This is a genomic window from Belnapia moabensis DSM 16746, assembly GCF_000745835.1.
GTDB classification, from domain to species: Bacteria; Pseudomonadota; Alphaproteobacteria; order Acetobacterales; family Acetobacteraceae; genus Belnapia; species Belnapia moabensis.
In genome coordinates, this window is the sequence record NZ_JQKB01000025.1 from 71,373 (window position 1) to 79,882 (window position 8,510).

The 8,510-nt window shown below is 68.2% G+C and carries 9 protein-coding genes; all 9 read left to right on the top strand.

Annotated features, from left to right (window positions below):
- Nucleotides 1-7 precede the first annotated feature (7 nt).
- Entirely contained in the window at nucleotides 8-754 is a 747-nt protein-coding gene (locus EP26_RS16830) for an ABC transporter ATP-binding protein (protein ID WP_084112607.1), read from the top strand.
- Nucleotides 754-1,455, top strand: a complete 702-nt coding sequence (locus EP26_RS16835; protein ID WP_043340151.1) for an ABC transporter ATP-binding protein — start codon at nucleotides 754-756, stop codon at nucleotides 1,453-1,455. Before EP26_RS16830 ends, EP26_RS16835 begins: the two co-directional genes overlap by 1 nt.
- A 16-nt stretch (nucleotides 1,456-1,471) precedes the next feature.
- Nucleotides 1,472-2,689, top strand: a complete 1,218-nt coding sequence (locus EP26_RS16840; protein ID WP_043340154.1) for a Tm-1-like ATP-binding domain-containing protein — start codon at nucleotides 1,472-1,474, stop codon at nucleotides 2,687-2,689.
- Nucleotides 2,670-3,500, top strand: coding sequence for a phosphoenolpyruvate hydrolase family protein (locus EP26_RS16845; protein ID WP_043340156.1), 831 nt, complete (start codon nucleotides 2,670-2,672; stop codon nucleotides 3,498-3,500). The genes EP26_RS16840 and EP26_RS16845 overlap by 20 nt, the downstream gene beginning before the upstream one ends.
- A gap of 12 nt (nucleotides 3,501-3,512) precedes the next feature.
- Nucleotides 3,513-4,430 carry an SRPBCC family protein gene (locus EP26_RS16850; protein WP_043340158.1) on the top strand — a complete coding sequence of 306 codons (918 nt, stop codon included), beginning with the start codon at nucleotides 3,513-3,515 and terminating at the stop codon, nucleotides 4,428-4,430.
- Nucleotides 4,427-5,485 (top strand): sugar phosphate isomerase/epimerase family protein, encoded by a 1,059-nt coding sequence (locus EP26_RS16855; protein ID WP_043340162.1) that lies wholly within the window; start codon nucleotides 4,427-4,429, stop codon nucleotides 5,483-5,485. Before EP26_RS16850 ends, EP26_RS16855 begins: the two co-directional genes overlap by 4 nt.
- The gene (locus tag EP26_RS16860) at nucleotides 5,482-6,630 is read left to right on the top strand and encodes a Gfo/Idh/MocA family protein (RefSeq protein WP_043340165.1); all 1,149 of its coding nucleotides are present in this window, start codon (nucleotides 5,482-5,484) and stop codon (nucleotides 6,628-6,630) included. The genes EP26_RS16855 and EP26_RS16860 overlap by 4 nt, the downstream gene beginning before the upstream one ends.
- A gap of 144 nt (nucleotides 6,631-6,774) precedes the next feature.
- Nucleotides 6,775-8,175, top strand: coding sequence for a carbohydrate porin (locus EP26_RS16865; protein ID WP_052389295.1), 1,401 nt, complete (start codon nucleotides 6,775-6,777; stop codon nucleotides 8,173-8,175).
- An 85-nt stretch (nucleotides 8,176-8,260) separates the two neighbouring features.
- Nucleotides 8,261-8,510, top strand: a 250-nt coding sequence (locus EP26_RS36820) for a helix-turn-helix domain-containing protein (protein WP_043340206.1), incomplete at its 3' end; no start/stop codon positions are given.

Consider the following 8,510-nt stretch of genomic DNA (forward strand, 5'->3'; position numbering starts at 1 on the left):
ACAGACCGTGACCGAACCCGCCATCCGTCTCCGCGGCGTCAGCCGCCGCTTCGGCGCCCTTCAGGCCCTGCGCGACGTCAGCCTCGACGTCCTGCCGGGCGAGCGCCGGGCGGTGCTCGGCCCGAACGGTGCCGGCAAGACGACGCTGTTCAACACGATCTGCGGCGACTTCCCGCCCACGGCGGGCAGCATCGTACTGTTCGGCGCCGACATCACGCGCCTGCGCCCGCACCAGCGCACGCGCCTGGGCATCGGCCGCACCTACCAGACGTCGCTGCTGTTCAACGGCCTGACGGTGCTGGAGAACCTGTTCGTCGCGGTACGCGGCTCGCGCCCCAACCGCTTCTCCTTCCGGCGCCCGGGCCGGGGCGACGCCGCGACGGCGAAGTCCCGCGAGCTCGCGGAGCGGATGCGCCTCTCGCACCTGCTCGACGCCCAGGTGCTTAACCTGAGCCACGGCCAGCGCCGTCAGCTCGAGATCGGCATGGCAATGGCAGGCGACCCGCGCGTGCTGATGCTGGACGAGCCCGCCGCCGGCCTCTCGCCCGGAGACCGCCCGGAGCTGCTGCGCCTGCTGCACGAGCTGCCGCGCACGCTGACGCTGATCCTGATCGAGCATGACATGGACATCGCCCTGCCCGCGGCGGACATCGTGACTGTCATGAAGGACGGCGAGGTGGTGGTGGAGGCGCCGCCCGACCGGATCGAGGACGATCCGGTGGTGCAGTCCATCTATCTAGGGGGCGGGCATTGATGCTGGAGGTCCGCGACCTGCACGTCCGCTTCAGTCAGGCCCATATCCTGCAGGGCGTGTCGCTCTCGGTCGGTATGCGGCCACTCGCCATCCTTGGCCGCAACGGCATGGGCAAGACCACGCTCTGCCAAGCCATCATGGGTCTCGTCGCAACCAGCGAAGGCGCGATCACGCTCGGTGGCGAGCGGCTGAACGGGCTGCCGCCCTATCGCATCGCGCGGCGCGGCATCGCCCTGGTTCCACAGGGGCGCCGCACCTTCCCCTCGCTCTCCGTGGATGAACACCTGCGCCTGGTCGCGGTGCGGGGCGCGCGCTGGACAGTGGAGCGCGTTTACCAGACTTTCCCGCGCCTTGCGGAGCGGCGCGGCAATGGCGGCACGGAGTTGTCCGGCGGCGAGCAGCAGATGCTCGCCATCGCGCGCGCGCTGCTGATGAACCCGAAGCTCGTCATCATGGACGAGCCGAGCGAGGGCCTGGCCCCGGTGATCGTCGACCATCTCATCGAAGTGCTGCGCGCGCTTCCGGCGGATGGCATGGGCGTGCTGCTGGTGGAGCAGAACCTGCGCGTGGCGACCGAGGTGGCCGAGGAGGTTGCCCTCATGGTGACCGGCCGGATCGCCGCGACCATGCCCGCCGCCCGGCTCGCCGAGGATCAGGGCCTGCAGCGGCGCTATCTCGGCGTCGCGGCGGGCGGGCATTGAAGCACGGAGGGATAGGATGGCGAAGGTCTACGTCATCGGCACCATAGACACCAAGGGCCAGGAGCTGCGCTTCGCCGCCGAATGCGTCCGCCGTGCCGGGGCGGTGCCCGTGCTGGTGGATGTCGGCACGAAAGGACCCGGCACGGGCGCCGACGTGGCTGCCGCCGAGATCGCTGCCCATCACCCGCAGGGGGTCGAGGCCGTGCTCGGCCTCGACGACCGCGGCAGGGCGGTCTCCGGCATGGCCGATGCGCTGACGCGCTGGCTCACCGGGCGCGACGACATCGGCTCGGTCCTCGGCCTGGGTGGGTCGGGCAACACGGCGCTGGTGACGCAGGCGATGCGCGCCCTGCCGATCGGCCTGCCGAAGCTCGTCGTCAGCACCATCGCCTCCGGCAATGTCGCGCCCTATGTCGGGCCGTCGGACATTGCGATGATGTATTCGGTCGTGGATGTGGCGGGCATCAACGCGATCTCGCGCCGGGTGATCGCCAATGCAGCGCATGCGGCGGCCGGCATGGCGCTGCATGCGCCGCCCGCTGCCACGGGCGCGGAGAAGCCTGGCATCGGCATGACGATGTTCGGGGTCACCACCGCCTGCGTGACCATGCTGCGGGAGGCGCTGGAGACGAGCCATGAGTGCTACGTCTTCCATGCCACCGGCGCCGGCGGTCGCAGCATGGAGAAGCTGGCCGATTCGGGCCTCGTCACGGCGCTGATCGACCTCACGACGACCGAGGTGCCGGACTTCCTGGTCGGCGGCATTTTCCCCTGCGATACCGACCGCTTCGGCGCGCCCATCCGCACGCGCCTGCCCTATCTCGGCAGCGTCGGCGCGGTGGACATGGTGAATTTCGGTGCGAAGGATTCCGTGCCGCCGCAATTCGCGGGCCGCAACCTCTACGTCCATAACCCGCAGGTGACGCTGATGCGCACCACGCCGGAGGAGAACCGCGCGATCGGCCGCTTCATCGTCGAGCGGCTGAACCGCATGGAAGGCCCGGTGCGCTTCCTGCTGCCGCTGGGCGGCGTCTCCGCCATCGCCGTGCCGGGCATGCCGTTCCATGACCCCGAGGCCGATGCCGCGTTGTTCGAGACCATCCGCGCCGGCTTCGTTCCTGCGCCGAACCGCCGGCTGATCGAGGTGCAGGCCGCAATCAACGACCGCGCCTTCGCCGATGCCGTGCTTGCCGCCTTCTGGGAGATTGCCGACCATGCCCCGCTTCAACCGTAAGGACCTGCTGCACCGCTTCAACGGGATGGTGGCGCGGCGCGAGCCGATCATCGGCGGCGGCGCCGGCACCGGGCTCTCGGCCAAGTGCGAGGAAGACGGCGGCATCGACCTCATCGTCATCTACAATTCGGGGCGCTACCGCATGGCGGGCCGCGGCTCGCTCGCCGGGCTTCTGGCCTATGGCAATGCGAACGAGATCGTGAAGGAAATGGCGCGGGAGGTGCTGCCGGTGGTGAAGCGCACGCCGGTCATCGCCGGGGTGAACGGCACCGACCCCTTCGCCATCATGGACCATCTGCTCGACGAGCTGAAGGCGCTCGGCTTCGCCGGCGTGCAGAACTTCCCGACGGTCGGGCTGATCGACGGCACCTTCCGGGCCAACCTGGAGGAGACCGGCATGGGGTTCGCGCATGAAATCGACATGATCCGCCTGGCGCACGCCAAGGACATGCTGACCACGCCCTATGTCTTCAATGCCGAGGAGGCGGCCGAGATGGCGAGGGCGGGAGCCGACATCCTCGTTCCGCATCTCGGACTGACCACCGGCGGCGCGATCGGCGCGCAGACCGCGCTGAAGCTGGAGGACTGTCCGAAGCTGATCGACGAATGGGCCGAGGCCGCGCGGCGGGTGCGCAAGGACATCATCGTGCTCTGCCATGGCGGCCCGATCGCCACGCCGGAGGATGCCAGCTACATCCTCGGCAACACCACGAACATCAACGGCTTCTACGGCGCCTCCTCGATGGAGCGGCTGCCGACCGAGACCGCGCTGACCGCGCGCACGCGCGAGTTCAAGTCCATCACCTTCTGAGGGATGCATGTCATGGCCCGTGCCTATGCTTCCGCCATCCTGGATGCGCCTGTCGAGGCGGTCTGGTCGGTCGTGCGCGACTTCAACGGGTTGCCAGGTTGGCACCCTGCCATTGTGAAATCGGAGATCGAGGATGGCCTCGACCCGGATGTGGTCGGCTGCATTCGCCGCTTCTGGCTGCAGGATGGCGCGATGGTGCGTGAGCGCCTGCTGAGCCTGAGCGACCGCGACTACAGCCTTGCCCATAATTTCGAGACGCCGGCCTTCCCGGTGGGAAATTACGTCGCCCGCATCCGGCTGATGCCGGTGACCGATACCGACCGCACCTTCGCCGAATGGGAAGCAAGTTTCGACGAGGCGGCAGCGGATAAGGGCAAGTATGTCGATATCATCTCCAACGGCGTCTTCAAGGCCGGCTGGGATGCGCTGAAAGGGCACGTGGCCGGTCGCGCCGCACCGGAGGGGGCGAAGCGCTGGTCCGGCTTTCCGCCCAACAAGGTCTGGTGCAGCACGGTGCTCGACCAGCCCGCCGCCTCGGTCTGGCGGGTGATCCGGGACTTCGCCTCCATGGATAGCTGGCACGACGCCATCACCGGCATGCGCATGCTGGACGGGGTGCGCAGCGACAAGGTTTCCGGCACGCGTGATTTCCTCTTCGGGGAAGGCAGGCTGAACGAGAAGCTGCTGCACCTCGACGACGCCGCGATGAGCTACTCCTACTTCATCACCCGCTGCGACACGCCTTGGATGCACTATGTCAGTGGCCCGCAGCTCTGGCGCGTGACCGACACAGACCAGTGCTTCGCCACTTGGTTCGGCGACTGGATCGCGGCGCCGCAGGACGACATCACGCTGATCCCCTTCGCCACCAACGAGGTTTATCTGAAGGCCTTCCGGACGGTCGGCGAGAATCTTAGGAGTGGCCGATGAAGACCATCAAGGGGCCCGCGATCTTCCTGGCACAATTCGCCGGCGACGCCGAGCCGTTCAACGGCTTGCACTCCATCGCGCGCTGGGCGGCGGGCCATGGCTACAAGGGAGTGCAGCTTCCAAGCTGGGACGGCCGCCTCTTCGATTTGAGGCGTGCCGCGGAAAGCCAGGATTACTGCGACGAGGTTCGCGGCACCCTTGGCGAAGCCGGGATGGAGCTCACCGAGCTTTCCACCCATCTGCAGGGCCAGCTCGTCGCCGTCCATCCCGCTTATGACCTTGCCTTCGACGGCTTCGCCGCGCCGGAGGTGCGCGGCAATGCGGCGGCACGCCAGGAATGGGCGGTGGAGCAGATGAAGCTCGCGGCCCGCGCCTCGCAGCGGCTCGGGCTCGCGGCGCATGCCACGTTTTCAGGCGCGCTCGCCTGGCCCTATGCCTATCCCTGGCCGCAGCGGCCTGCCGGCCTCATCGAGACCGCCTTCGACGAGCTCGCGCGGCGCTGGCGCCCCATCCTCGACGCCTTCGATGCGGCGGGCGTGGATGTCTGCTACGAGATTCATCCGGGCGAGGACCTGTTCGACGGCACGACCTTCGAGATGTTCCTCCAGCGTGTCGGCGATCATCCACGCTGCAACATACTCTATGATCCGAGCCATTTCGTGCTGCAGCAGCTCGACTACCTGGCCTTCATCGACATCTACCACCCCCGCATCCGGGCCTTCCATGCCAAGGATGCGGAGTTCAACCCGACCGGCCGGCAGGGCGTCTATTCGGGCTATGCGCCATGGGCGGAGCGTGCCGGACGCTTCCGCTCGCTCGGCGACGGGCAGGTGGATTTCGGCGCGGTCTTCTCGAAGCTCAGCCAGCACGGCTATGATGGCTGGGCCGTTCTCGAGTGGGAGTGCTGCATCAAGGACAGCGAGCAGGGCGCCGCCGAGGGCGCACCCTTCATCGCCTCGCACATCATCCGCGTGGCCGACTGTGCCTTCGACGACTTCGCCGCGTCTGGCGTGGACGAGGCCGCGAACCGCACCATGCTGGGGCTTGCGAGATGAGCGGGCGCATCCGCCTCGGCATGGTCGGCGGCGGGCAGGGCGCTTTCATCGGCGCCGTGCACCGTATCGCCGCGCGCCTCGATGACCGCTACGAGCTCGTCGCCGGCGCCTTCTCGTCGGATGCCGCGAGGGCAAGGGCTAGCGCAGCAGAGCTTCATGTCGCGCCCGATCGCGCCTATGCAAGCTGGCAGGAGATGGTGGCGGCGGAGGCAGCTCGGCCCGATCCCGTCGAGGCTGTCTCGGTCGTCACCCCGAACCACATGCATGGCGAGCCGGCCATCGCCTTCCTGAAGGCCGGCATCCATGTGATCTGCGACAAGCCGCTCTGCCACACGCTCGCCGCCGCGCAGGAGGTCGAGCGCGCGACGTTGGAGAGCCGCGCTCTCTTCGCGTTGACGCATAATTATACGGGCTACCCGATGGTGCGCCAGGCTCGCGCCATGGTTGCCGAGGGCGCGATCGGGGCCCTGCGAGTCGTGCAGGTCGAGTACCCGCAGGAGTGGTTGACCACGCGTCTGGAGGAGAGCGGCCAGAAGCAGGCGGCCTGGCGCACCGATCCCGCACGCAGCGGCGCTGCCGGCAGCGTGGGCGACATCGGCACCCATGCTTTCAACCTCGTCGAGTTCGTCACCGGCCGGCACGTCGAGTCCGTTGCAGCCGACCTCACGACCTTCGTCCCCGGCCGCCGTCTCGACGACAATGCGCATATGCTCCTGCGGCTCGAAGGCGGCGCGCGGGGGATGCTTTGGTGCTCGCAGGTCGCGCCGGGCAACGAGAACGCGCTGCGGCTCCGCGTCTATGGCGAGCGCGGCGGCCTGGATTGGGCTCAGGAGCAGCCGAACCTGCTGGTGCATTCGCCCTTCGGCGAGGCGCCTCGCATGATCCGTCGTGGCGGCGCGGGCGCTATGCCGGCCGCGGCGCAGGCCACGCGCATTCCGTCCGGCCATCCGGAGGGGTATCTCGAAGCCTTCGCCCAGATCTACCGGGATTTCGCCGAGGAGATCGTTGCGGCCCGCGAGGGCAAGGCTCCGGATCCGGCGCGCCGGCTCGTCCCGGGCATAGAGGAGGGCATGCGGGGCATGCGCTTCATCGAGGCCGCGGTGTCGTCCAGCCAGAGGGATGCGGGCTGGGTGGCGATCGGCTGACGTGGTGGAGCACAATTGCTCGGATCAGGCGAACCCGCCTGGCCGAATCCTGCTCTGACTGGCGCCTCAGGTTTCACCGTCCGCGGCTTGAACCGGTGCGGGCAGCCATGATCTACCGGCGGGCATGGCTTCGGAAAGAGGATCATGCCGGCCAGTCGCAGCACCCTGTCCGCCCTGTCGCGCGTTCTTCTGACCGCCTCTCTCCTGGCCCTCCTGCCCCTCGGAGAGGGTCCGCGGGCGCAGATCGAGGAGCGCGGCCCGCGCTCGGACGGCCCGATGGATTCCTCCCTGCGCAACACGCTGCCGGATGGCGGCGACCCCCTCGGCATCGTCCGGAGGCTTTCCGACCGGGGGATCGAGTTCCGTCTTTCCTACATCAACGATGTACTCGGCAATGTACGCGGCGGGCAGCGGCGCGGCTGGGTGAACCAGGGCCTTTTCGAGCCCTCACTCCAGGTCGATTTCGAGCGGCTGGCGGGCATCACCGGGTTGCGGGGCTACGCGAACGGCTTCTTCATCCACAATACGGGCCGCATCCGGCGCGATTATGTGGGCGGCGTGAACACCATCGCCGCTATCGAGGCGATGCCGCGCATCCGTCTCTCGGAGGTCTGGCTCGAGCAGAGCCTGTTCGGGGACGCCGTGCGGCTGCGCGCGGGTCAGCTCGCGGCCGATGTGGAGTTCCTCTACTCCGACCTGTCGGTGATGTTCCTCCAGAGCGACTTCCCGACGATCAGCGCGCTCAACCTGCCGGGCGGTGGGCCGGCCTTTCCGCTTGCGACGCCTGGCGCGATGGTGGGGTTCCGACCGAATCCCGGATTCGAGATGAGCGCCGCGATCTTCAACGGCGACACGGGCCCGCCGGGCCGCGAGGGCGTCGATGACCAGGTGCGCAACCGCTACAACACCAATTTCCGCGTGCGGGACCCGGCGCTCCTTTTCGGCGAGGCGCGGTGGCGCTGGAACCAGGAGACGGATGCGACCGACCTCGCCCGCACCGTCAAGCTTGGCGGCTGGGGCCATCTGGGCAAGTTCGAGGATCTGCGCTTCGCTGCGGACGGCTCGCTGCTGGCCGACCCGGGGAGTGTCGGCACGCCGCTCCGCCGCCGCGGCACCTGGGGGCTCTATGGCATCCTCGACCAGCAGCTGTGGAGGCCCGCAGGCGGCGATGCGCTGTCGGGCATCTCGGTCTTCGGGCGCATCTCGGTCGCGCCGCAGGACCGCAGCACCATCGGCTTCTATGGCGATGGCGGGATCGTCTTCGCCAACCTCGTGCCGGGACGGCCCAACGACCGCTTCGGGGCGAGCTTCATCTTCGCCGAGTATGCGCAGGCGGTGCGCGACTTCGACCGCGACCTCGCAAGGCTGTCGCGCAACGCGCATCCGCGGCGCAGCTTCGAGGCGAATCTGGAGCTGACCTACCTCGCCGAGATTCGCCCGGGCTTCGATCTGCAACCGGTCGTCACGCATATCTGGAATCCGAGCGAGAGGCCGGGCGGGCGCAACGCCCTCGTCGTCGGCCTCCGCACGCGCATCCTGTATTAATACCAAGTCTCGGAGAGCGTGACTTGCTGGGGATTCCCAGGAGGACGGCGCTCTGATTCAACGTGGCGAACAGGGGAGCTTTGCCATGCCCATCCCACTCCGAGCTGACTTTAACGCGGCTGGGCTCCGTAGTGCGGCTCGACGGACCAAGGATGCGGCCCAGGCACGTCGCCTGTTGGCCTTGGCAGCCATTTACGATGGCGCATTGCGCACGGAGGCCGCCCGGATCGGCGGGGTGACGGTGCAGATCGTCCGGGACTGGGTTGTTCGGTTCAATGCCGAGGGTCCGGCTGGGCTGATTGACCGTAAGGCGCTGGGCCAGGCATCGCGGTTGA